We start from the raw sequence: 23,499 nt of genomic DNA, 5'->3' as shown, positions 1-23,499 counted from the left end.
CGCGTCCAAGGATTCGGCCAGGGCTTTGGCGCCGTCGGCTGCCGCAAGAATAACTATATTGTCGATGCGTTCAATCGTGTATTATACTTTCCACGGCGACGACACCCGAGGGATTTTTCGAATGGGAGATCACACGAGCATGAACCAGTTCATCGTGACGGACGGGCCGGAAACCAAGGTCGAAGGGCAGCAGCTGTTTTCCGTGCGCCTGATCGACCGCAGGACGGGCGAGGTGCCCAGCGTGAACGGCATTCCGCTGAGCATCCTGACCCAGTCGCCGCGGTCGGCGGTGGCGAGCTTCATGCGCGGACGCAGCCGGATGCTGTGGCGTATCGAGGTCGAGCCGGTCAATGCGCCCCTTGGAGGGTCCAACCATGGCATGGCATATTGAAGGACTGCTCGACCGGCTGCTGTATCTCACCACCGGCAGGGCCCGGACAATGTCGCCGGAGCAGCGGAAGGGCTGGGATGCCGTCCTGCCGGAGGCGCATTGGACCGTCCGGATGGCCGGGCCGCGCTGGTTCACGATCTGGGAAGGTGACCGGCAGCGGCTCCGGCGGCTGCACGTGCTGCTGCTGCCGGTTGACTGGCTGGGTCTGACCGCGGCGCAGGAAATGGCACTTGCGCTTGAGCAGCTGCGACCGGCCGAGGTGCCGGCACAATTCGCCAGCCCTCTGCGCGAGGCCCGGGCAAAGCTGCGGCATGCCCTGTCGCGGCGGCCGTAACGGGCGCGCGAGGTTCCGGTTCCGCGGGCTCTCATGGTCGCCCGTGCCAGGGGGACCACCGATGAGCCGAAATGATCCCGCGCTAGGGACGTGGGATTGACGGACCCGCTATCGGACGCGACCGCCATCGTTGACATCCGGCCTGGACTATTGCGAGCCCGATCGAGCCAGGCCGGGCACTTTGCAGGATCCGTCCATGTTCGGGGGGCTGCATTACGCTCATCAGCCCGACGGCCGCGCCTCGCTCCCACCCGGGCTTCGCCGCGTCGAGGAGAAGGCGCAGCGTCGCTGGGATGCCCGTCCCAGATCAGCGCGCGAGGGTCAACCGACCGCGCGCAGCGGCTCGGCATGCTGTCGGGACAGATGCGCCGCGAACTGCGCCACGGCCCGGTCCAGCCGCGTCAGGGCAGCCTCGGAGGTTAGCCCTTCATTCCCGAAATCCGCGGCAGAGACATAAAGCCCCGTCGCCAGCGTATGAGCCTCGAAGAAGCCGAAGACCGGACGCAGCTGATGCTCGATGACCAGCGCGTGGCGGTCGCCGCCGCCGGTCGCGGCCAGCAGCACCGGCTTGCCGGCCAGGGCGGCGGGCTCGATCAGGTCAATGAAATGCTTGAACAATCCGGTATAGCTGCCCTTGTAGACCGGGCTGGCGACGATCAGCGCATCTGCCGCCAGGAAGGCGTCCAGATGGCGGGCATGGGAGCCGCCCTGCGCCGGCTGCCGCAGCGCGCCGAAATCGGGGCCGAGATCGGCAATGTCGAAGACATGGGCGCTGCCGCCGAAACGACCGACGGCGCGACTCGCAGCCTCCTCGACAAGGGTGCGGGTCTTCGAAGGACGGCTCCAGGAACCGGCGAAAGCGGCGAAACGGGGTCCGGACATGAGTTCTCCCAGAAAAGGCGAGTTGGTTGCCGATGAATCCATAGGCGGTGGTTCCGCGACGGGCCATTCCAAAGCCGGACCGCCGGAAAGGTGAAAACCACCGTCCGCCCGCCCGGTCGGGAAACAAGCGTCTCCGGAACCGGCCACGATGCCCGGCGGGCGGAATGGGCAGGGCCGCGACGGAAGCGCACGGCCCTGCCCCTGCGTCGGGCTTCAGACCACGGCTTCCGGAAGCCGGTCGAGCAATCCCGCCAGCCGCGCGCATTGCACGCGGATGTCGGGAATCGCGGTGATCTCCCACAATGCCGCGCGGGCGCAGGGGCCGATGGCGAACAGACGGCGCGACACCCTGCCGTCGCGGGCGATCACCCGGGCATCGCCGGTCGTGTCGAGGCCGAGCCGCAAGGGATCCAGCCGCCCCTGCCCCGTCGCGATCAGGTCCAGCACCACCGGCGAACTGTCGGTCTCGGGATCGCGCCGGATGCCGCGGCAATCGATGACGTGATCGACCGGCAGCCGCCGCGCCCCTTCCAGGGTCAACACATGTACGCCGTCGCCGGCCAGACGCTCGAACCGGGCCTTGAGCACGTGCAACTGCCCCCGCGTCTCGGCATCGGCGATAAGCGCGGCGGATTGCGGCGGCATGCGGTGGCGATGCACCTCCCACCACGAGGCGCCATGGCGCAGGAAGCGGCGCCGGCTGTCCTCGTCCCAACTCCGCCAGATCGCGGTGACATGCGGACGCAGCCCGTCGATGACATCGCGCCAATCCTGCCCCTCGGCCTCGGCTTGGCGAATGCGCGCGCGCAGCCAGTTCAGCAGCTGGCTGACCGGCGCGCCCAGCGGAATTTCGGCGCCCGCGATGGCGAGGGCGCGGCTGGCGGCATGGGCGCGCGGCAACAACCCGCGCCGCGACAGGCAGGTGATGCGGCCGCGATGCCCGCGTCCGAGCAGCGAGACGACATGATCCACCATCGACAGACCGGTGCCGATGATCGCCACATCGGCCTCCGGCGCGGCGGGCGGGGTAAAGTCCCAGCCGCCGTGCATGCCTTGCGGCGGGTGCTGTGGGACCGCATGGCCGGTGGCGAGGATGGCCAGGTGACCGGTGATCGAACTGCCGTCATCCAGATGGGCGCGCACGCAGCCGGGGTTCTCCTCCACGCGCAGGCATTCCCGGCGATAACAGACCAACCGGTCACGGCCCCAAACCGTCAGCAGGCTTTCCAGATAGCGGCCATAGGCCGCCCGGCTGGCGAAACAATCGGGCGTCGCGGCCGGCGCCTCGCCCGAATCGTGCAGCCAGCGCAGGAAATGCTCGGGATCGTCCGGAAAGGCGCTCATGTTATGAACGCGCGTGTTCAGCAGATGGTCCGGGTTGTCGGTGGAATAGGCGATGCCGCATCCCAGCGCCTGCGATTTCTCGATCATGCTGATGCGCAGGAAGGGGTTGTTGCGCAGCAGATGCGCAGCGGCCAGCACGCCGCTCGCGCCGCCGCCGACGATGATGAGGTGACGACAACCGTCCTGCGGAAACTGGCCGTCCATCACATCACCATCAGACCAAGGAAAGCGAGCGCCCAGAACATGGCCAGCGCCCGTCCCAGCCGGCCCTCCTGCCGATCGGGCAGGGTTTCGTCGTCTTGCGGAAGAAAGGCGATTAAACCCGGATCATAAGCAGAGTAATGCATCGGTTCGTCCTTTCGCTTCTGGATCTCGGTCGCTCTCGCGGCGCGCCGTTACAGCGCAGGCCGTTCCAGCCAGGCGCGCGGCGCCGGCGCGGGACCGGGACGGCGCGGCAGGCGTGGGGTCGCCGGCTCGGCCACGGCATCGGGCAGCAGCGCCCGCAGCAGCCGGCCCTGAGGCCAGGGACCGTAGCCCGCGGCGATGTTGATATGCCCGGCATCCCCCAGATCGACGAAGGATGCGCGCCAGACGCGGGCAAGCTCGCGCGCCCGTTCATATTCCATCCAACGGTCGGTCCGGCTTGCCACAACGATCGTCGGTACCGGCAGCGGCGCCTCGGGAATTTTGCCGAAGATCGCCGTGCGCGGATCCCGGCTGGGTTCGGCCGGAGCGACAAGCAGCGCCCCGCCCACCTTCAGCTGCGGCCATTGCAGCAAGAGCTTCACCGCCGCGATGGCGCCGAGCGAATGCCCAACCAGAACCGCGCCGGGATGCCGCAGCAGGGCGCCGGCAATCTCGGTCAACCACTGATCCGGGCAGGGCCGCGCCCACGAGGCTTGCTCGACGGTCGCCGAATGCGGATCGGTTTGCGCCCACCAATGCTGCCAATGCGGTGCGGGCGAACCGTCAAGGCCGGGAAGAAGTAATGTGCGAATCATGGCTTTCTCCTTCCCTTAAATATCTATCATCTTTGTCGAGTTTTACATTCCAAAATACGCCCCTGATCGAGAAGAAAATCCCACCGGTTTGGCCGCAGGCGGTGTCACGGATACCTTGGGCCGTCGCGCGACATTCCCCGGCCCGCGCTCATCACGATGCGATCCGCGCCGTGAAAGCCTGGCGACAGGCCGGGCCTTTGCCGATAGGTCAGAAAATGCCGCGCGCCCTCACGGGAGACCGGCACTTCCTCGGCCTCCTTCCGCGCGGCATGCCAGGAAATCGGCGGATGGGCCTGCCATGCTTGCCCAAACGCCGCCGAAACGCGGCAGGCGCCGTTTGTGGTCCGCAACCACCATGCGCACCAAGGCCATGCATCGCTCCGACAATCTCGCGCCAAGCAGGATCGCCGGCGGCAATAGAACGCTGGCCGCTCGCATCCTGCGAGAGCGGCCAGAGGGGCGATCTGCAAGCGCCGCCGCGTTGATGTCGCCCTTCGCGACCGGCCCATCGCCTTTCCGCGGCCTGATCCCTTTACGCTGCCAAGGCGACTGGCGCCGGCAAGGTCCGCTATGCGCCTGCGCCCGGACGACGCGCCGTCGCGATCATCTCGACCCGCATGCCGGGCCGGGCCAGCGCCACGCCGCAAGTCGCCCGTGCCGGCGGGTTCTCGCGGTCGACCCAGGCGTCCCAGACCGCGTTCATGCCCGGAAAATCCGCCATGTCGCTGAGCCAGACCTGAACGGAGGCGATGTCGACTTTGCTGCCGCCCAGTTCCACCATCACGGCGTCGATCCCGGCCAGCACCTCGGCGGTCTGGACGGCGATATCGGCCTCCAGCGTCGTCGGGATCTGGCCGGCCAGAAAGACGATATCGCCGATGGTGACGGCCTCGCTCATGCGCGGGCCCGGATTGAGGCGGCTCAGCATCATGGAATGTCCTTTCGGTTCAGTCATTGTCATTGCTGCCTGCCCCCGCGCCGCGGCGCGAGGCTTCGGTCGCGGGAACGGTGATGCGCAGCGCATAGGCTTCCAGCGTCGCGATGGTGGCGGTGGAAACCGCCGCCGGCTGCATCGGCATGGAGGGGCAAGGGGCGAATGCCGAAGGCGCCAGTCTGACGGGGGCGGTCGCGATCCCCGCCAGTGCCGCGAGCGCCTGCGTATCCGGCTGGCCGGCTCCGAGCGACAGCGCCAACCCCGCGCAGGACAGCGAGATCGCGCCGCCGAGACGGGCGCCGGCCTCGGCCAGGAACGGCGCCAACAGCACCGGCTGGCTCGCCGCATCCGTCTGCACGGGCGCGGCAAAGGGACCATCCGCCAGCCCGGCATGATCGAGCAGGGCCGAGCCAAGGCAGATCGGGCACAGCACGCCGTCTGAGGCCGCACGCCAATATCCGGGCTGCGGCCAAGGCCGCAACTGATCGAACTTGGCAGCACCGACGGCATCGAGATGCCTCAGCAGCGCCCCGGCGCCGTCGATGCCATGGGCGCCGAGCCAGCCGGCGGCGAAGGCGGCTTCCTCGGCCAGCCCCCAGCTCATCCCGGCGCCGCGCGCGGCCTTGAGGCAGAGCGCCTCGGTCTCGTTGCGCGACAGGAGCACCGCGTCGATCGGCGCCGTCGCGGGTGCGGATTTGATATCCGACAGGATCATGCGCGGCCTCCTTGACCAAGATCGGACGGCGACGGCTCGCCCTGGAACAGGCTGATCCGCACCCATTTATCGGAACGCGGGTCGAAATGACTGGCGCCGAAGAAGGCCAGCTTGCAGCGCATCATGTCGATGGGCAGCACATCCGCCGCGATCAGGTTGTCGCGGATCTCGGCATAGGGGGCGTGGCGGGTCATCTGCACGCGCCGGGCCATGGCGCGATGCTGCGGGCTTTGCAACAGGAAGGCGGCCAGCGTCATGTCCCCAGGCAGGTCGCGCAGGGCCTGATGCAGCTCGCTGGCCATCCTTGCGATGCAGAGCGGTTGTTCCAACTCGGCGCCCGGCTCGGCGAAACGCTCGCCGATGCGGGGCTCCAGCTTTTCCTCCGAGACATACCAGAACCGCGCCTGGTTCGCCGGATCGGCAAAGTCGATCTCCAGCGCCCAGGCGTAGTTGCGCGCCAGCACCGCCCCGACTTCGGCCAGCCGCATCGCGCCGTCCAGCCGCGCCAGCGCAGCCTCGTCGGCGCCCATCGCATCGGCAAGATCGTCGACCAGCGCGCCATGCGGCTCGATCAGCAGGGAAACCAGTGCCTCCTGCCCCTCCAGCGTCAACGCGGCCTCGGCCCGCCGCCAGAGCGCGTCCCAAGGATGCGGCTCGCGGCCGGGCCAGCTGCGCAGCCAATCCGCGATGCGGTCCAGATCCGCGCGCAGATCAGCGAGCTTCGGGACCTGCAAGTCATGCGAGGACTGCCAGGCAGCGGCGTTCTGCTGTGCGTCCGCCAGGGCACGGCGCAGGGCCAGCACGGCCTCGGGCGTGGCCGAGGGCAGCGCCCGCACCCGCGCCAGCGCGGTTTCGCGGGCGGCGATCCAGTTGTTCAGCAGATTGGGATGCTTGACCAGAAAGGGCGCCATGCCCAGCCCGGTCGAATTGCCGACGCCCAGCCGGCGGCGCAGCGCCGGGTCCAGCCGGACGGCCCGGTCGCCGCCCTGCGCATGGGCCAGATGCTCGACGATGTCGAAGGTGAATTCGCGGATCAGCCAGACCGTCAGCATCTCGGCCTGGAAAGGCGCCGCAAGCTCGGGCCGGTCGGCGATCCTGTCGCGGTCGGCAGCGCCGAACTTGCCCGAGCCATAGACGGCGGTGGTCCGCATCAGATAGCCGACCGCCTCGATCTCGGCCGCATCGGGTTGCTGCCCCGCGGCCAGACGGTCCACCACATGGGCGAACAGCCGCACCGAGCGGTTGGCGCGGCTCAGCGTCAGTTCGGCGGCGGTGATCCGGCCCGCCTCCTGCAAGGGGACGTTCGCGGCCAGCCGATCCAGGTCCGCCTCGGAGGGCTCGCCGTCGAACAGGGCGAAGGTCGCGTCCCAGGCCGTGGCGATCACCCGGTCCGAGCGCATCTCGTCGGGAAGGTCATGCGCGAAGGCGACGAGGCAATAAGTGCGCCGCGGCCCGCGGGCGCGATAGACGGCCCGGCCGACGCCCCGCGCATCGACCTGCCACAGCGGCCGGTCGAAGACCCAGCCCTCGCGCCGCACCCGGCGCAGCAGCACGCGCAGGAAGGACAGCCGCATCGGATGGGCGCAGCCGAGCCGCGCCAGCCGCATGACCTGCGCGGGCGGGCGCAGCAGGCCGGCAGGCTCGGCAGGGACGATGTCATGGGTCATGGTCTGCATTATCCGCTCCTCTCGGGTGGCGGGCAACGGATCGGGTTGCCCGCCCGATGCCTATTTCCGGCCCTGGCCCAGCAGCCGCGTGATGCGGATGGCGTCCCAAAGCGAGGGCAGCAGGATCAGCGACACCGGCACGGCGGTAATGACGATGAAGCTTTGCAGCTTGTCGATGCCGCCGGTGCTGGTGGCGATCAGGATCAGCGCCATCACCCCCATCGCCACGCCCCAGAAGGCGCGCAGCGGCGTCGAGGGCTCGCCATCCGACATCGAGGTCGAGATCACATAGCTCATCGAGTCGCTGGTGGTGGCGACAAAGAACATGGTCAGCACCAGGAACAGCAGCGACACCAGGAAGCCGGCCGGCAGGTTCGAGGTGATCGCCAGCAGCGCCGCCGGCAGGTTGAAGCCCTCGAACGGGCCGGAAATCACCCCCGGCGCGGCCTGCTCCAGCGCGATACCGGTGCCGCCGATGATGGTGAACCAGAAATTGGTGATCAGCGGCGCAAAGATCGACAGCAGCAGGATGATCTGGCGGTTGGTGCGGCCCCGGCTGACCCGCGCCACGAAGATCGCCATCATCGGGCCGTAACCAAGAAACCAGCCCCAGAAGAACACCGTCCACCAGCCCAGCCAGCCCGGCTCTCCGAACAGCCCCGCATCGCCGCGATGGAAGGCCATGCCGGCGAAGTTCTCCAGATACAGCCCGAGACCGCCGAAGAAGCCCGAAAGGATCGCCCAGGTCGGGCCGAACAGCAGGATGAAGACAAGGAGGCCGAAGGCGAGGATCAGGTTCCAGCGCGACATGAACTGGATGCCGCGCTCGAGCCCGGTGATGGCCGAGATGGTGTAGATCGTGACCAGCAGCAGGATCAGCGTGCTTTGCGTGGCGAAGCTGTCGGGCAAACCGAACAGCGCGTTCAGCCCATAGGAGAGTTGCAGGCCCAGGAAGCCGATGGGTCCGACCGTGCCGGCCACCACCGCGATCACGCAGCAGGCATCCGCCGCGGTGCCGATCCAGCCGTGGATCGCGCGCGCGCCGAAGACCGGATAAAGCAGGGTGCGCGGCGCCAGCGGCAGGCCCTTGTCGTAATGGTAATGCATCAGCATCACCGTGGTCAGCGACCCCAGGATCGCCCAGGCCAGGAAGCCCCAGTGCAGATAGGCCTGCGCCAGGCCGATGGTGGCGAGCGATTGCGGATCGGCGCTCGACCCGGCGAAATAGGGCGGGGTCGAGATGAAATGCGCGATCGGCTCTCCTGCCGCCCAGAACACGCCGCCGCCGGCAAGCAGCGTGGTCATGATCATCGCCGCCCATTGGAAGGTGGTGAACTCGGGCCTCTCCAGCCCGCCCAGCTTGACGCCGCTGCCCGGCATGAACAGCAGCACGATGCTGATCGCCAGCGTCGCGAACAGCAGGATCTGCCAGTAAAGACCGAAGATCCGCGCCGAAATGGCAAAGCCCTGGTCGATCATCGCGCTGAGCCGCGCCAGATCGGCGACGGCCAGCAGGCAGAACAGCAGGATGAAGCCCGCCGTGATGCCCAGAAGCGGCAGGTTGACCCGGCGCCAGGCGCCGGAGATCCCCCGTGGAATGTCGAGATTGCTCATGTCCTTCCTCCCTCGGACAAAGAAATCCGGGCCGGCGGCGCTATTCGGCCGCCCGCTGGATCGGTGTGCGGGCATCGAGCGGCCCGAAGCTTTCGGCATAGAAACGCGCCCAGTTGCCGCCCATCACGCCGTCGATCTCGGGCTGGGACAGGCCGGCCTTGCGCAGCCCCTCGGCAAAGCCGGCGAGGTCGCGATTGTCGCGGTGCCAGGTCACCGGCGCGGGAAAGCCCGGCGCCTCGGCGCTGCCTTCGCCGTAATCCACGCCCTTGGTCCAGCGCCCGACCCGCATCCATTCGACGATGGAATCCGGCTGGTCCTGGCACAGGTCGGTGCCGATGCCGATGTTCTGCGGCCCGGTGATGTCCGCCGTCCGGGCCACCATGTCGCAGAAATCCTGAAGCGTGCAGGCGCTGCCGTTACGCAGGTGATGCGGATAGGTCGAAACCCCCAGCATGCCCCCCGACTGGCCGAGCGCCCGCAGCACATCGTCGGTCTTGTTGCGCAGCGCCGGATGCCAGCTTTTCGCATTGGCATGGGTGATGGCGATGGGGCGGCTGGAATGCTCGATGGCCTCCAGCGTCGAGCGGTCGCCGGAATGGCTCATGTCCACGACCAGCCCCACCCGGTTCATCTCGGCCACCACCGCGCGGCCCATGCGGGTCAGGCCGGTATCCTCGGCCTCGTAGCAGCCCGAGGCGAGCAGCGACTGGTTGTTGTAGCTCAGCTGCATGAAGCGCAGGCCCAGCGTATGCAGGATCTCGACCAGGCCGATATCGTCCTCGATGCAGGACGGGTTCTGCGCGCCGAAGAAGATCGCCGTGCGCCCGGTTTCTTGCGCCAGCCGGATGTCCGCGGCGCTGCGGCCGGGCAGGATCAGCTCGGGGAAACGCTCGAACCAGCGGTTCCAGCGTTCGATGTTCAACACCGTCTCGCGGAAGGTCTCGTGATAGGTGATCGTGACATGCACGGCGTCCAGCCCGCCCTGGCGCATCTGGCGGAAGATGCCCTCCGACCAGTTCGCATATTGCAGCCCGTCGATCAGCGGCGCGCGGCTCATTCCGGCACCCCCGCCGCGACATAGGCGGTCTTCACGGTGGTATAGAACTCGGCGGCATAGCGGCCCTGTTCGCGCGGGCCGAAGCTGGAGGCGCCGCGCCCGCCGAAGGGCACGTGGTAATCGGTGCCCGCCGTCGGCAGGTTCACCATCACGCAGCCCGCCCGCATATTGGCGCGGAAATGGCTGGCGCGCGCCAGGCTGCGGGTCATGATGCCCGCCGTCAGCCCGAAGGCGCTGTCATTGGCGATGGCCAGCGCCTCGTCATAGCTGCCGGCGCGAATGACGCAGGTGATCGGCGCGAACATCTCTTCGCGGTTGATGCGCATGTCGTTGCGGGTGCCGGCAAAGACGGCTGGGGCCATGTAATGGCCCGGCGTCGGCCGCTCCAGCCGCCCGCCGCCGCAAAGCAGCTCGGCGCCTTCCTCCTTGCCGATGCGGATATAGTCCAGGTTCTGTTGCAGCTGCCCCTCGCTGACCACCGGGCCGATCTGCGTGCCCTGGTCCAGCGCATGGCCGACCTTCAGCGCCCTGGCCGCCGCCACCAGCCGCTCGACAAAGGCGTCGTGGACCGCCTCATGCACGATCAGCCGCGAGGCGGCGGTGCATTTCTGCCCGGTGCCGCCGAAAGCCGCATTGGCGGCATGGGCGACGGCCAGGTCCAGATCGGCATCGTCCATGACGATCATCGGGTTCTTCGAGCCCATCTCCATCTGCAACTTGGTCATGTTCGCGGTGGCGGCAGCGGCGATGCCGCGCCCGACCGGGACCGAGCCGGTGAAGCTGATCGCATCGACCAGCGGGCTTTCGACCAGCCGCTGGCCGACCTCGCGCCCCGGCCCGGCGACGAGGTTGAAGACGCCTTTCGGAATGTCCTGCCGGGCGATGATCTCGGCCAGCATGATGGCGCTGGCCGGGGTCAGGTTCGCCGGTTTCCAGACCACGGCATTGCCATAGGCCAGCGCCGGCGCGATCTTCCAGGCCGGCGTGGCGACCGGGAAGTTCCAGGGCGAGATGATCGCCACCACGCCCACCGGTTCGCGCCGCACGTCGATCTCGATGCCCGGCCGGACGCTTTCGGCCAGGTCGCCCTGGTTGCGCAGCGCCTCGGCCGCCGAATAGGTGAAGAACTGGCCGGCCCGATAGACCTCGCCCTTGCCCTCGGCCAGCGGCTTGCCTTCCTCGCGCGCGATCATGCGGCCGATCTCCTCGGCCCGTGCCATCAGCGCGGTGCCGATGGCCATCAGCACGTCGTGCCGCTTCTGGATGCCGGCCGCCCACCATGCCGGCTGCGCGCGGCGCGCCGCCGCCAGCGCCTCGTCCAACTGCGCGGCGCCGGCCTGCGCGAAGTGGCCGATCACATCGCCCAGGTCCGAGGGATTGCGGTTTTCCACCGTGGTCGCGCCGGACTGCCATTGGCCGTCGATGTAGAGTCTGGTCTCGGTCATGGATCTGCCTCCGGTCTGCATTTGCCGAAAACAGATAGACTCCCGCGGTAATTTCAATCAATCTTAAACAATTGAATATTATTTCAGGATTTCTGAATGTCGATCAAGCTGGAGATGCTGCGTGTCTTTCAGGTCGTGGCCGAGGAAGGCTCGCTCGGCCGCGCCTCGGCGGTTCTGGGCCGCACGCCCTCGGCCATCTCGATGATGCTGTCGCAATTACAGGACAATCTGGGCGCCGAGCTGTTCGAGACCGACCGCAAGAACCGCCTGACGCCCCTGGGCGCGCTGGTGCTGGAGGAAGCGAACCGGGCGCTGGACGCCTTCGACCGCAGCGCCTCGGCGATCCGGCGGCACGCCAAATCCACGGCGGGCCTGGTGCGCATCGCCGCCGTGCCCTCGGCGACCATGGACCTGCTGCCCGAGATCATCGCCCGCTTCCGCCGCCAGCGGCCCGATGTGCGGCTGGAGATCAGCGATGTCGATACCGCGACCGTCCGCCGCCGCATCAAGCTGGACGAGGCGGATATCGGCATCCTCTCGACCTCGGCCGAGGATCACCAGATCGGCGAGGTGATCCGGCGCGACGCGCTCGGCATCGTCTGCCGGGCGGGCGGGCCGATCTCGCAGGCGGTCGGCTCGGGTGCCGCCCCGTCATGGAGGCTGCTGGAACTGGAGCCGCTGATCGAGAACCCGCTTTGCCACCTGGTCGGGTCCGAGCTGGTTTCCGGCCTGCTGCTGCATTGCAATCTGGAGGCGCGCAATACCACCGCGCTGCTGGCCTTTGTCCGCAGCGGGCTGGGCGCCACGGTCCTGCCTGAAAGCGCCATTTACCACAGCCCCGAGCAGTTGGAGTTCGTGGTGCCCGAAGACCCGAAAAGCTGGCGCGAACTCAGAAAGGCGCACAGCAAGGACCGGCACCTGAGCCCTGCCGCGCAGGCCTTCTGGGAGCTGATAAGGGCCTAGATGTTCAACCCCATATCCAAGGCAATATATCCGCCGCAGCGGCCGGGACCCGAATCCGGCAGCGGCCTGCGGCGCGGCAGAACCGCTCGCTCGACCACCGTGACGCGGGGTTTCCCGGCCGATTGCGCCGATCCTGGCAGCGGCGCGGTGCCCTCCAGTCGGACACCGAAGCGCCGCGCTCGCCGCCCCAAGGGCGGTCACCATGGCGCTTGGCCTGGGCGATCCCGGCCAAGGGCCTTACGGTCGCCAGGCCGGGCGCGGCCCCAGGCCTCGGGGAGCAAGGGCCGAGCGTATCTGCCGGGTTCCTCGGCCGGGATGCATCGCCAAACCGGGCAGAGGTCCATCGAAATACCCCACGCGGACGGCCGCGCCGATCATCATGCAGACGAAGCGACCGGCGGTGATTCCGTTCACGTCCTTCCTGGGCGTGATCTCGACGATGTTCATGCCGACCACCCGGCCCTTGCGCGCCAGCCCGCTGATCGGGGTGCGCATCTGCGCATAGATCACGCCGCCCGATTTCAGCCCGGTGAACAGCGATCCCATCCCCGAGGGCTGGATGCGCTACGCGATGGAGCTGCGGGCAAAGCTCGACGGCGTGGTGTTGCGGGCCGATTTCCTGACGAGGTTCTCCGAGAACGGCGGGCCCTGGGCCTGGAGTGAGCCGTCTTTTGCCGTGACGGATTGCCGGGCCGCTACCGTGGCCCGCGGCATTCCGGCTGAGAACCCCGGACAGGCATCCTTGCCCCCCGAGCCAGAAACGGCCTGCAAGCCCGGCGAAACCTGCCTCCGCTATTCCGCCGCCGAATGGGCGGCATGGCGCGTGTCCAGGAAGGCCTCCAACTCGCGACGCTGCGCCTCGGTCATGTGCAGGCCCAGCTTGGTGCGACGCCAGAGGATATCCTCGGCACTTTGGGCGAATTCGTGGCGGATCAGCCAGGTCACCTCGGCCTCGGTCAGCCCGGCGCCGAAATCGCGGCCAAGCGCGGCCATGCTGTCCGCACCGTCCAGCAGCAGGAACGCCTCGGTGCCATAGGTGCGCACCAGCCGGCGGGCAAGGCGCGGCGGCAGGAACGGATGGCTGGCCTGCAATTGCGCGACCAGATCCTCGGCCCCGTCCGCCGGGAAATCGCCGCCCGGCAGCGGAACCCGCGCCGTCCAATCGTCGCCCGCCTGCGGAAAGAAGGGCGCGAGCTTGGCCAACGCGCTTTCCGCCAGCCGGCGATAGGTGGTGATCTTGCCGCCGAAGACGTTGAGCAGCGGCGCGCCCCCGCCTGCCTCGCCATCATGCAGGCTGAGCACATAGTCCCGCGTTGCCGCCGTCGCCGATTTGGCGCCGTCGTCGTAAAGCGGCCGCACCCCGGAATAGGTCCAGACCACCTGGCCGGGCGTCACGGCCTTGGCGAAATACCGGCTGGCGAAGGCGCAGAGATAGTCGCGCTCGGCCTCCGAGCAGCGCGCCTCGCCGGGCGGGCCCTGATGGTCCATGTCGGTGGTGCCGATCAGGGTGAAATCCTCCTCGAACGGGATCGCGAAGATGATCCGCCCGTCCTCGCCCTGGAAGAAATAGCAGCGGTCGTGGTCATAAAGCCGCGGCACCACGATATGGCTGCCGCGCACCAGCCGCACGCCCTTGGTCGAGGGGATATGCGCCACGTCGCGGATCACCTCCTCGACCCATGGTCCGCCGGCATTGACCAGCGCCCGGGCATGATGGGTCCGCGCTCCCCCCGCCCCTTCTGTGGTGATGCGCCACAGCCTACCCACGCGCTCGGCATGGGTGACGCGGGTGCGGGTCAGGACAGTGGCGCCGCGGGCCTGCGCGTCGCGGGCGTTCAGCACCACCAGCCGCGAATCCTGCACCCAGCAGTCGGAATATTCCCAGCCGAGGCGAAAGCCCGGCTTCAGCGGCTTGCCCAGCGGATCGCGGGACAGGTCCAGCCGCTTCGTCCCCGGCAGGATCCTGCGCCCGCCCAGATTGTCGTAAAGGAACAGTCCCAGCCGGATCAACCAGGCCGGCCGCCGGCCGCGCAGCCAAGGCATGGCGAAGGACAGCACGCGCGAGGTCGGCGTGTCGGTCGGGAAGCGCATCTCGGGCGAATAGGGCAGCACGAAGCGCATCGGCCAGGAGATATGCGGCATGGCGGCAAGCAGCGTCTCGCGCTCCTCCAGCGCCTCGCGCACCAGCCGGAACTCGAAGAATTCCAGATAGCGCAGCCCGCCGTGGAACAGCTTGGTCGAGGCCGAGGAGGTCGCCTGCGCCAGATCGCCCTGTTCGGCCAGGATGACCGAGAGCCCGCGCCCCGCCGCATCCCGCGCGATGCCGCAGCCGTTGATTCCACCGCCGATGATGAAAAGGTCGGCCTCGGGCCGCGCTGGTGCTGACACGCCGATTCCCCATCGTTCCGCGCCTGTTCGATAGACGAAGGATGTAACGGCATTGTGACCCCGGTCAAGCGAAAATTTTCGTTTATGATCGATTGAGAAAAAATGGAACAACGATGCGTCGGAAAATGCCATGATTCACGGCGAAATACGGTTCCTTCAGCACGCTTCCCGCGGCGCAATGCGCGGTTCCCCGATGCGTTATGATCGGCAAATTCCCGCGCGAGAGGAAAGCCGAACTGAAACGAACATTTCAGAACCGAAAAGGTGCAGCAACCGCAGGTAGAAAGGCGTCCCGGCACCCCGGCCGTGCCATTCGGCTCCGCCCAGCGTTGCTGCAATGCAGCAAAAACGGCGGGCGTTCAGGCAAAGCGGCGCCATTTCCCTTTCCCCGGGCTTGGTCTTGCCGGGAAAATCTGGCAAGGACGGCGCATCCTAAGAACAAGGGCCATCCAGATGAACAGCCAATCCGTCATACATACCGGGGGTCAGGTGGCCACGCTGACCCATCTCCAGCGGCTCGAGGCCGAAAGCATCCAGATCATGCGCGAGGTCGTGGCGACGGCCGACAATCCGGTGATGCTGTATTCGGTGGGCAAGGATTCGGCCTGCATGCTGCATCTGGCGAAGAAGGCGTTCTACCCGGCCCCGCCGCCCTTCCCGCTGCTGCATGTCGACACCACCTGGAAATTCCGCGCCATGTACGAGCTGCGCGACCGCGCCGCCGCCGCCGCCGGCATGGAGCTGATCGTCCACCACAATCCCGAGGCGATGGAAAAGGGCATCAACCCCTTCGACCACGGCAGCCTGCACACCGACATGTGGAAGACCGACGGGCTGAAACAGGCGCTGACCAAGTTCAATTTCGACGTGGCCTTCGGCGGCGCGCGGCGCGACGAGGAGAAATCGCGCGCCAAGGAGCGGGTGTTCTCGTTCCGCTCGGCCAATCACCGCTGGGACCCCAAGAACCAGCGCCCCGAGCTGTGGAAGCTCTACAACACCCGCAAGGGCAAGGGCGAATCGATCCGGGTCTTCCCGCTGTCGAACTGGACCGAGCTGGACATCTGGCAATACATCCACCTGGAAAACATCGACATCGTGCCGCTGTATTTCAGCGAGCCGCGCCCGGTCGTGGAACGCGACGGGCTGCTCATCATGGTCGATGACGAGCGTTTCCCGCTGCGCGAGGGCGAAGTGCCGATGATGAAGTCGGTGCGTTTCCGCACGCTGGGCTGCTATCCGCTGACCGGCGCGGTGGAATCGAATGCCAGGACCCTGCCGGAAGTCATTCAGGAAATGCTGCTGACCACCACATCTGAACGGCAGGGACGCGCCATCGACCACGACCAGTCGGCCTCGATGGAGAAGAAGAAGCAAGAGGGGTACTTCTGAGATGAACCACGAGATGAAGAACCCCGTCTATGTCACGGATGCGCTGATCTCCCAGGATATCGACGCCTATCTGCTGAAGCACCAACACAAGACCATGCTGCGCTTCATCACCTGCGGCTCGGTCGATGACGGCAAGTCCACGCTGATCGGCCGGCTGCTCTATGACAGCAAGATGATCTTCGAGGACCAGCTGGCGAGCCTGGAAAACGATTCGAAGGCCGTGGGCACCCAGGGCGGCGAGATCGACTTTGCCCTGCTGGTCGACGGCCTGGCCGCCGAGCGCGAGCAGGGCATCACCATCGACGTGGCCTATCGCTTCTTTGCCACCGACAAGCGCAAGTTCATCGTCGCCGACACGCCCGGTCACGAGCAATATACCCGCAACATGGTCACCGGCGCCTCGACCGCCGACCTCGCGGTGATCCTGATCGACGCGCGGCAGGGCGTGCTGACCCAGACCCGGCGGCACAGCTATCTGGTGAACCTGCTCGGCATCAAGAACGTGGTGCTGGCGGTGAACAAGATGGACCTGGTCGATTACTCGGCCGAGCGGTTCTACGACATCGTCGCGGATTATTCGCATTTCGCCAAGCAGATCGGCATGGACAGCTTCCTGCCGATCCCGATCTCGGGGCTCAAGGGCGACAATATCGTCAGCCACAGCGACAACATGCACTGGTATCAGGGCCCGACGCTGCTGGGCCACCTGGAGGAAGCACCGGTCAGCGACACCCGCATGATGGACCAGCCATTCCGCATGGCGGTGCAATGGGTAAACCGGCCGAACCTCGACTTCCGCGGCTTTGCCGGCCAGGTCGGCGCGGGCATGGTGCGGCCGGGCGACGCGATCCGGGTGCTGCCCTCGGGCAAGACCACAACGGTCAAGTCGATCGTCACCTATGACGGCGACCTGGACCTGGCCGTGGCCGGGCAATCCGTCACCATCACCTTCGCGGACGAGATCGATTGCTCGCGCGGGGATGTGATCGTGCAGGCCGATCAACCCTGCGAAGTCGCCGACCAGTTCGAGGCGACGCTGGTCTGGATGGCCGAGCAGGAGATGCTGCCGGGCCGCCCCTATCTGCTGAAGATCGGCACCCAGACCGTCACCGCGACCGTGACCGAGCCGAAATACGAGGTCAACGTCAACACGCTGGAGCATCTGGCCAGCAAGACCCTGGGGCTGAATGCCATCGGGGTGGTCAACATCTCGACCGACCGGCCGATCCCCTTCGAGGCCTATGCCCAGAACCCCGACCTTGGCGGCTTCATCCTGATCGACCGCATGACCAATGCCACGGTGGCGGCGGGGATGATCCATTTCGCGCTGCGCCGGTCGCAGAACATCCATTGGCAGGCGCTGGACGTGAACCGCGAAGCCCATGCGGCGCTGAAGAACCAGAAGCCCGCCGTGGTCTGGTTCACCGGCCTGTCCGGCTCGGGCAAGTCGACCATCGCCAATATCGTCGAGAAAAAGCTGCATGCGCTCGGCAAGCACACCTTCCTGCTGGACGGCGACAACATCCGCCACGGGCTGAACCGCGACCTGGGCTTCACCGATGCCGACCGGGTGGAAAACATCCGCCGCGTGGGCGAGGTGGCGCGGCTGATGACCGATGCCGGGCTGATCGTGCTGACCGCCTTCATCTCGCCCTTCCGCTCGGAACGGCAGATGGTGCGCGACCTGATGGCGCCGGGCGAGTTCGTCGAGGTCTTTGTCGATACGCCGCTGGAAGTGGCCGAGGCGCGCGACGTCAAGGGCCTCTACAAGAAGGCGCGTTCGGGCCAGCTGAAGAACTTCACCGGCATCGACAGCCCCTATGAGCAGCCGCAGAACGCCGAGCTGACGGTGAACACGGTCGAGCTGACCCCCGAGGACGCCGCCGAGCGGATCGTGCAATATGTGCTGCGCGAGATGAGCTGACGAACGGCCCCTGGGGCAGGAAGACGAGACGGGCGGCGGTCGCGATGCGGCCGCCGCCCGAATGCTTTTGCCGCCGGGCCCGCCGGTCGATCCGGTAGGCGGCAGGCGGCAGGCGGCAGGCGGCAGGCGGCAGAAGCGGTCAAAGCCGGATCTTCGGTGGGAAGGGACGATGTCTGCTTTCCGCATCCGGCGAGACCCGGACCACATCGCCGCCGTCTCAATAGGTCACCGTCACCACCACGGTGTCGGAATAGGCGCCGGGCGGCGGCGTGGTCTGGGCCGGCACCCGGCCATGCACGCTGAACGCCTGCATCGCGCCCGAACCGGCCGAGGTCGCCGCCAGCCCATCCGTGCGCTGTCCCCAGACCAGGGTCCGGCCACTGTCGCGGTAAAGCTGATAGCCGATCCGGTTTCCCGCCAGATCCCGCATCTGCCGGTCGTTCGGGCCGCCGCCGCCAAGCCCATAACCCAGCCCGACATCATAGCTCGATCCGGCGGTGCAGGTGACGCGGATCTGGCTGGTCGCATCGACCGGCTGGCTCAACAGGCCGACGGTGCCGAAATCCAGGTCATCCGCCTGGACCCGGCAATCGGGCAGCACCTGCCCGCGCACGGTAAAACTGAAGGTGGCTGTGTTGTTGCTACAAACCAGAAGGAAGTTGCAGGTGCGGTACTCCACCCGCACGTCCAGCGGGTTGCGGGAAAAGGCCGAGGCATAATCGCCCGGCATCACTCCGGTCTGTCCGGCCGGGACGCGGGCATAGACCGGCACGTTCATGCCCGGACCGGTCAGCAAGTTCAGGATGCTGGCCCCCGATAGGCGCAGCGGCTGTCCGCCATGGCTGCCGTAATTGCCGCCGAACACCACGCTGCGCGCCGCATCCTGATAAAGCTCGAATCCCAGCCCGGTCGAGGTGGTGGCACTGGTCATCCGCCGCAGATTGCCGATGCGCCCGCCCAGCCCCTCGCCCAGATGGATATCCATCTGGATCGAGGACAGCAGCCCCAGAAAGGCCGAGCAGTTGATGGCGATATTGCCCACGGCGTCGGTCGGGCCGCCGCCCAGCACGTCCACCTGTCCCAGCACCAGGTCGGTGGCGGAAAAATTGCAGCTCTGCGCCCGCACCAGCCCCGCCGAAGCCAGCAGCAGCAGAAGGGCGAACAGGTTAAGGCGCAGCATGCGGCCAAGGCGCGGCGTCATCACAGGCAGGGCACTCCTCGGATTTCGGTCAGGGTTCCGGGCTGGTCGGCATAGTCGAAACCCGCCGCGCAACTGCGGCCGTCGGGATAGGAGACGCGGATCTCGTTGCGGTCCTGCAACCCCAGCGCAAAGACTTCGCCGTCGAAGCCGACCAACAGCTCATCGTCCACGCCGTTCAGCACCACCTTGCCGCCGACCTCCAGCGGCTGGCCATCCGGCCCGACCAGCGCGATCAGCGCCTCGCGTGCGCTGGCCTGCACGCCGAAATCCACCCGCGCACCGGCATGGTGGGCCGGGCGGACGGTCTGCTTGGTCACCCCCACGGCCGCGTCCAGCGGCAAGCCTGCGGGGTCGATCGTGACGCTGTTGGCCTCATAGGCGCGCAGGTCCGGCACCAGCAGCTTGCCCGAGTGCCCGGTCCTGCCGACGGGACGGTTCTCGGCGCTGACCTCGACCCCCGGCGCACCGACATCGACCACGGCGAAAGCGTCGTCGATCCGGCGCGACAGGAAGACGCCGCCCCCCGCCGCCACCATCGAACCGTCGAGCCGCAGGCCCAAGCCGCGATGGCCGTCCGAGACCCGGGCAGCAACCTCGGCCCGGCCCAACCTGCCCTCGCGCGTGGCGCTGCCGTGCAGGGCCGGATGCTCGCCCCGGTCGGCTTGCAGCCGCCAGCTCCAGCCCGGCACGCGGTCTTTGCTGCGGCCGCTGGCGCTGACATGGTGCCGCCAGCCATCGCCTCGGCGCTCGGTCATCATGGCAACGTCACGCCGCGCGCCCAAGGGCAGATGCAGTTGCGCAGCGATTACCCGATCCTCCTGCACGCCGCGCTGCGCCAGCGCGGTCAGGGTCAGGCTGGCATCGCCCCAGACCCGCCGGTTATACGAGGCGCCGATGCTGCTCACATCCCCCATATCGGCATGGCGCAGGTCCGACAGGAACAGGCTGGCCGCGCTGCCCCCACCCGGCCCCAGCGGCACCGAGACCGCCAGCTGCGCCAGATGCCGGGGAAACCCGGCAAGGCCGGGCTCGACCAGATCCGGGTCGGCGGTCAGCGCCGCGATATCGGCGAAAAGGCCGCTGGTCCGGGTGATGCGGCCCGAGACCTGCGCCCGGCCCAGGTGCAGCTGGGTCGAAAGATCGAGCAGGCTGCCCTCACCACGCTCGGCGCGGCTATGGGCCAGGCTCAGGCTGGCGGTGCCCAGATGCGCGATGCGGACGGTCGCCCCAAGACCGGCCATGGCCAGATCCTCGCCTCCTTCGGCATGGGCCATGAGGGTCAGCCCATCGGTCAGGCCATGGCGCAGCGTCGCGACGCCGAAGACGCCCCCGGCATAGCGATCGGTCTCGGAACCGATGCCCAGGCGCGGTCGCCCGGCCGCCAGCGCGAAATCGGTCATGCCCCGGCGCAAAAGCGCGTCCGAGACCAGAAAGGGCAGGTCCACCTGCGTCTCGCGCCCGGTGACGTCGCGCACCACCACCCGCGCCATGCCCGAACCCCCGGCCAGCGGCAGGTCGTCGATGCGGAACGGCCCGGCGGGCACTTCGGTGGCATAGGTGCGGATGGAATCGGCAAACACCTCGACGGTCGAGGGCAGCGCCGCGCTACCCTCGAAGCCGGGCAGCGGCAAGGTCACAAGGTCGGGGCGCAGGCCGAAATTCCGCTCGACCATCGCGCCGCCCAGGCGCACGGGCCGCGACCAGCCGGGGCCGCGCGTGGCAATGTCGCCCAATTGCACCTGCACCGCCTTGCCCGGAAACGAGCTGCGCCAATAGCTGTCGAGCCGGCGTTGGCGCAGCGCACCGTCCTGGTCCTCGGCCATGACGAAGCCATGGGTCAGCGCCCCCAGCGGCAGGAACAACCGGGCGTCGAAACTGCCCGAAACGGTGTGATCCGTCGCACCTTCCGCGCCCCGCCAGGTCTCCAGGTTCAGCCCATAGTTCAGCACCAGCCCAGAGCCGTGGTCGACTGCGGGGGCGGCGTCCTCCTCGGCCGATGGCAGGTCCGCATCCGGTGCAGCGCTCAGCACATGCGGCGCCAGAAGCGCGTCGGGCACGACGAGCCGGATGGTCTGCTCGGCCTCGATCAGCCGCCACCCCAGGCCGGGGATCTGGTCCAGCCGCACCTCTCCCCGCACGGCCGCCGCATCGGGCAGGACGCCGCTGTTGCGCAATTCCTCGGCATCTGCCGAAAGCATCCCGCCCCCCAGATCGGTGAAGCGGGTGATGAGGTTCATCGGCCGGCCGTTGACGAAAACCTCCAGATAGAGGTCGCGCCCCGCCTCCTGCGCGGCAAGCGGGCCGGAAAGCGCGGTGCAAAGCACCCAGGCACAAAGCAGCCGGATCAGCAGCTGACGCGGGCCAAGGCTACCTTGCCGGAACCTGGGCATCCAGCGCCCCGAGATTGGTCGCCGCCTTCAGCCTTGCACCACCGCCCAGCCGCCCGGCCGGCGCCACCGGCCATTGCATGGTCGAGCCGCCAAGCACGTAGCCCACCAGCCCCGGCCGCGAGACCGAAGCGCCGCTGGCGCCGGCCAGGCGCAGATCGGCCAGCCGCAGCCGCGTATCGCCGCGGTTCTGCGCCATCAGGAAGGTGGCGCCGCCGGAATTGCGCAACGCCCAGGCCACCTCGGGATTGCGGGCGCTGCGACCGACAAAGAAGACCGGGATGCGCAGCTCGGTGGCAAAGGCGACCGAGCCGTTGCGGCGGCGGCCCTGATCGGGCACCTCGTTGATGATGACGCGATAGGCTTCCTCGCCCCGGACCACGGATTTGGCCGTGCGCACCACGCGGATGGTCTGGGTCGCTCCGGGCGGCAGCCGGGTCGCGGGCGGGCTGACCACCACATCGTTGGTGCGGCGCAGCTGTTCCTGGCCGCCATCCTGGGTCCAGCGGAAGGTCCGCGCCTGAACGGTGATCGTCTCGCGTCCCTCGTTGCGCAGGGTCAGCGTGGTCGCCGCGCCGGGCGCGGGCACTTCCAGCAGGACCGGGGACACCCGCAGCCCCTCGGCCCAGGAAAGGGTGGGCAGCGCCAAGGCCAGCGATGCGGCGATCAGGCCGCAGCGAAGCAGATCGAGCATGATTGGCCTTCGGATCAATAGGTGACGGTGACGGTCACGTTGTCGGTATAGGTGCCCGGCACCGGCGTGGTCTGGGCGATCACCCGGCCATAAACGGTAAAGGACTGCGCCGCCCCGTTACCCGTCGCGGCCTGCGTATCGCTATCCACGGTGTCGCCCCAGTTGATGGTGCGGGCGCTGTTCTGGAACAGCCGATAGCTGATCGTGTCCGAGGTGGCCGAGGTCATCTGCCGCGTGGTCGTGGTCGCGCCGGCACCCTGCCCCGCGCCCAGCCCAATGTTGTAGGGCGTGGTATTGGTACATGCGACCTGAAGCACCGCCGTGGCATCGACGTCGCCGGTCAGCACGCCCGCATTGCCGAAGTCCAGCGTCTCGGTCGAGATGATCTGGCATTCGGGCGCGATGGTGATGCGAACGTCGAAGCTGTCGGTGGCGGTCTGGGCAGAAACCGCCATTGGCATCAATACGATTAATCCCGCCAGGGCTGGGCGCAGATTTGTTCCAATCATGATATTATCCGTCCGCTATCGCTATTTACACTGAAATGGGCCGTATAAACTTGGACAAATTGCACTTATTATTTAAACCCATGATTGTTGACAAATATAATGTCGCAACCAGAGGTCAACAAGAAAATGCAGAGCCATATAATTCGGTATTGACTTGAGTATAAGATCGTTTTGTCTTCATTCATTCGTGCTCTGGGTGGGACGGCACCGGATAGCCGAACATTCCGGCAGCAGCGTGTGCGACGACGATGCGTCATGTGCCGCAGGGATGGTGATCCGGACGACCGGACATGATCGCAGCCCTTGACGTATTCGACCGGTTCCCGCGAGGATCAGAGCCAGAATTCTGATCCATTTCTTTAACTTAGCGTCCAGGCTCATTGAGTTTCACAGCCAGAACAAGACGGTTGCGGCTCGCATGATCGCAGAGAAGAAGGTTTCCGGGCACCGGTCGTATCGGGTCGCGACGTATGAGGAGGATCAGAAAACAGTCCGGGGGACTGTTTTCCCGACGATTGGCCAATCCTTCAGGCGGCCGAACATGATCTCGATGCGGTTGCGCCGTTTGTAGCGCCTCTTGTCGTATTTCACCGCCTTCTTGCGAGACTTCCGGCCCGGGATGCAGACCTTTATCCCCTTGTCTTTCAACGCCTCTCTGAA

At 67.2% G+C, this 23,499-nt stretch carries 21 protein-coding genes and 1 pseudogene; 5 read left to right on the top strand and 17 right to left on the bottom strand.

Going from position 1 to position 23,499, the window contains the following annotated elements; genetic code table 11:
* Positions 1-121: 121 nt before the first annotated feature.
* Complete coding sequence (locus tag AQY21_RS10165; protein ID WP_238986738.1) at positions 122-391, top strand: hypothetical protein; 270 nt, start codon at positions 122-124, stop codon at positions 389-391.
* Complete coding sequence (locus tag AQY21_RS10160) at positions 375-725, top strand: hypothetical protein (RefSeq protein ID WP_082658068.1); 351 nt, start codon at positions 375-377, stop codon at positions 723-725. The genes AQY21_RS10165 and AQY21_RS10160 overlap by 17 nt, the downstream gene beginning before the upstream one ends.
* A gap of 321 nt (positions 726-1,046) precedes the next feature.
* Here AQY21_RS10160 and AQY21_RS10155 read toward each other — a convergent pair whose 3' ends face one another.
* The 10 genes from AQY21_RS10155 to AQY21_RS10115 form a co-directional block, all read right to left on the bottom strand.
* On the bottom strand, positions 1,047-1,607 hold the full coding sequence (locus AQY21_RS10155) for an NAD(P)H-dependent oxidoreductase (protein ID WP_058097589.1): 561 nt from the start codon (positions 1,605-1,607) through the stop codon (positions 1,047-1,049).
* A 213-nt stretch (positions 1,608-1,820) separates the two neighbouring features.
* Complete coding sequence (locus AQY21_RS10150; RefSeq protein ID WP_058097552.1) at positions 1,821-3,155, bottom strand: FAD/NAD(P)-binding protein; 1,335 nt, start codon at positions 3,153-3,155, stop codon at positions 1,821-1,823.
* Positions 3,155-3,298 (bottom strand): hypothetical protein, encoded by a 144-nt coding sequence (locus AQY21_RS29000; protein ID WP_161905991.1) that lies wholly within the window; start codon positions 3,296-3,298, stop codon positions 3,155-3,157. The genes AQY21_RS10150 and AQY21_RS29000 overlap by 1 nt, the downstream gene beginning before the upstream one ends.
* A gap of 48 nt (positions 3,299-3,346) precedes the next feature.
* On the bottom strand, positions 3,347-3,952 hold the full coding sequence (locus AQY21_RS10145) for an alpha/beta hydrolase (protein ID WP_058097551.1): 606 nt from the start codon (positions 3,950-3,952) through the stop codon (positions 3,347-3,349).
* Positions 3,953-4,520: 568 nt separating this feature from the next.
* A complete protein-coding gene (locus tag AQY21_RS10140) occupies positions 4,521-4,883 on the bottom strand; it encodes a RidA family protein (RefSeq protein ID WP_058097550.1) in 363 nt (120 codons plus the stop codon).
* Positions 4,884-4,899: 16 nt separating this feature from the next.
* Positions 4,900-5,601, bottom strand: coding sequence for a DUF3726 domain-containing protein (locus tag AQY21_RS10135; protein WP_058097549.1), 702 nt, complete (start codon positions 5,599-5,601; stop codon positions 4,900-4,902).
* Positions 5,598-7,277, bottom strand: a complete 1,680-nt coding sequence (locus AQY21_RS10130; RefSeq protein ID WP_058097548.1) for a hypothetical protein — start codon at positions 7,275-7,277, stop codon at positions 5,598-5,600. Before AQY21_RS10130 ends, AQY21_RS10135 begins: the two co-directional genes overlap by 4 nt.
* A 51-nt stretch (positions 7,278-7,328) precedes the next feature.
* Entirely contained in the window at positions 7,329-8,882 is a 1,554-nt protein-coding gene (locus AQY21_RS10125; protein WP_058097547.1) for a BCCT family transporter, read from the bottom strand.
* Positions 8,883-8,922: 40 nt separating this feature from the next.
* Positions 8,923-9,939 carry a membrane dipeptidase gene (locus tag AQY21_RS10120; protein ID WP_058097546.1) on the bottom strand — a complete coding sequence of 339 codons (1,017 nt, stop codon included), beginning with the start codon at positions 9,937-9,939 and terminating at the stop codon, positions 8,923-8,925.
* A complete protein-coding gene (locus tag AQY21_RS10115; RefSeq protein ID WP_058097545.1) occupies positions 9,936-11,384 on the bottom strand; it encodes an aldehyde dehydrogenase family protein in 1,449 nt (482 codons plus the stop codon). The genes AQY21_RS10120 and AQY21_RS10115 overlap by 4 nt, the downstream gene beginning before the upstream one ends.
* Before the next feature lie 96 nt (positions 11,385-11,480).
* On the opposite strand from AQY21_RS10115, the gene AQY21_RS10110 reads away from it, so the two are divergent.
* Positions 11,481-12,347 (top strand): LysR family transcriptional regulator, encoded by an 867-nt coding sequence (locus AQY21_RS10110; protein WP_058097544.1) that lies wholly within the window; start codon positions 11,481-11,483, stop codon positions 12,345-12,347.
* 237 nt (positions 12,348-12,584) lie between these two features.
* Here AQY21_RS10110 and AQY21_RS29355 read toward each other — a convergent pair whose 3' ends face one another.
* Together AQY21_RS29355 and glpD are read right to left on the bottom strand one after the other, a co-directional pair.
* Positions 12,585-12,893 (bottom strand): hypothetical protein, encoded by a 309-nt coding sequence (locus tag AQY21_RS29355; RefSeq protein ID WP_058097543.1) that lies wholly within the window; start codon positions 12,891-12,893, stop codon positions 12,585-12,587.
* A gap of 246 nt (positions 12,894-13,139) precedes the next feature.
* The gene (glpD, locus tag AQY21_RS10100) at positions 13,140-14,735 is read right to left on the bottom strand and encodes a glycerol-3-phosphate dehydrogenase (protein WP_058097542.1); all 1,596 of its coding nucleotides are present in this window, start codon (positions 14,733-14,735) and stop codon (positions 13,140-13,142) included.
* Between the two features lie 453 nt (positions 14,736-15,188).
* On the opposite strand from glpD, the gene cysD reads away from it, so the two are divergent.
* Together cysD and cysN are read left to right on the top strand one after the other, a co-directional pair.
* Positions 15,189-16,124: a sulfate adenylyltransferase subunit CysD gene (gene cysD, locus AQY21_RS10095; RefSeq protein WP_058097541.1), complete on the top strand. Its 936-nt coding sequence runs from the start codon at positions 15,189-15,191 to the stop codon at positions 16,122-16,124.
* A gap of 1 nt (position 16,125) precedes the next feature.
* Complete coding sequence (gene cysN, locus AQY21_RS10090) at positions 16,126-18,048, top strand: sulfate adenylyltransferase subunit CysN (protein WP_058097540.1); 1,923 nt, start codon at positions 16,126-16,128, stop codon at positions 18,046-18,048.
* A gap of 217 nt (positions 18,049-18,265) precedes the next feature.
* Here cysN and AQY21_RS10085 read toward each other — a convergent pair whose 3' ends face one another.
* The 5 genes and pseudogenes from AQY21_RS10085 to AQY21_RS10065 form a co-directional block, all read right to left on the bottom strand.
* The gene (locus AQY21_RS10085) at positions 18,266-19,249 is read right to left on the bottom strand and encodes a spore coat U domain-containing protein (RefSeq protein WP_058097539.1); all 984 of its coding nucleotides are present in this window, start codon (positions 19,247-19,249) and stop codon (positions 18,266-18,268) included.
* Entirely contained in the window at positions 19,249-21,639 is a 2,391-nt protein-coding gene (locus AQY21_RS10080) for a fimbria/pilus outer membrane usher protein (protein WP_058097538.1), read from the bottom strand. The genes AQY21_RS10085 and AQY21_RS10080 overlap by 1 nt, the downstream gene beginning before the upstream one ends.
* The gene (locus AQY21_RS10075; protein WP_058097537.1) at positions 21,617-22,330 is read right to left on the bottom strand and encodes a molecular chaperone; all 714 of its coding nucleotides are present in this window, start codon (positions 22,328-22,330) and stop codon (positions 21,617-21,619) included. The genes AQY21_RS10080 and AQY21_RS10075 overlap by 23 nt, the downstream gene beginning before the upstream one ends.
* A 14-nt stretch (positions 22,331-22,344) precedes the next feature.
* A complete protein-coding gene (locus tag AQY21_RS10070) occupies positions 22,345-22,785 on the bottom strand; it encodes a spore coat U domain-containing protein (protein WP_203416478.1) in 441 nt (146 codons plus the stop codon).
* A gap of 441 nt (positions 22,786-23,226) precedes the next feature.
* Positions 23,227-23,499 (bottom strand): annotated as a pseudogene (locus tag AQY21_RS10065) (hypothetical protein); the annotation flags it as partial.

It is taken from the genome of Paracoccus sp. MKU1 (genome assembly GCF_001447385.1).
Taxonomy (GTDB): Bacteria; Pseudomonadota; Alphaproteobacteria; order Rhodobacterales; family Rhodobacteraceae; genus Paracoccus.
Note: the sequence above shows the minus strand (reverse complement) of the source record. Positions and strands in the feature narration are given on the sequence as shown.